Origin of the sequence: Pseudomonas sp. MONT-RG-20F-20-E-7-02, from assembly GCF_022662395.1 — a bacterium.
GTDB lineage: Bacteria > Pseudomonadota > Gammaproteobacteria > Pseudomonadales > Pseudomonadaceae > Aquipseudomonas.
In genome coordinates, this window is sequence record NZ_JAKNQN010000037.1 from 1 (window position 1) to 548 (window position 548).

The following is a 548-nucleotide window of genomic DNA, read 5'->3' on the forward strand; positions in this document are numbered from 1 at the left end:
ACCGGGGAAGAATTGCTCACCCTCACCGATGGCGCGCTGGACGGGATTTTGCCGTTTGAGTGGACGCGGTTGTACCGCACCAGTGCGGTCGAAGTGGATTGCGGGTTGGGGTTTGGCTGGAGTCATTCGCTGGCGCAAAGGCTGGTGGTTTCGGGTGATTCGGTGGTTTGGACGGATCATGAGAATCGCTCTACTGCCCTGCCCTTGCCGACTGCTGCCCGGCCTGCGATCACCAACAGCCTGGCCGAAGCCGCGATCTATTTGGGCGATTTGCCCGATGAGTTGGTGCTGGCTCAGGCATCGCGCTTTTATCACTTTTGCGATGGTCAGCTGACAGCGATCAGTGACGCGTATGACAACCGTCTGCGGATTTCTCGTGATCGTTTGGGGCGGATTGAGCGGCTGGATAACGGTGTAGGCCGGTCTTTGTTTTTGCGCTATGAACTGGGCCGCATTGTAGCGGTGGACTATCAGGTTCATCGCGCCAAAGGCCGTGAGCCGTATGTGTGGGTGACGGAGCAGAACGTTGTTTCCTACGCCTATGACGA

1 protein-coding gene is annotated in these 548 nt (G+C 57.8%); it reads left to right on the top strand.

Annotated elements, in window-relative coordinates; genetic code table 11:
* Positions 1 to 548: DUF6531 domain-containing protein (locus tag L8I05_RS29415; RefSeq protein ID WP_242176718.1), on the top strand; the 548-nt coding region annotated here is incomplete at both ends.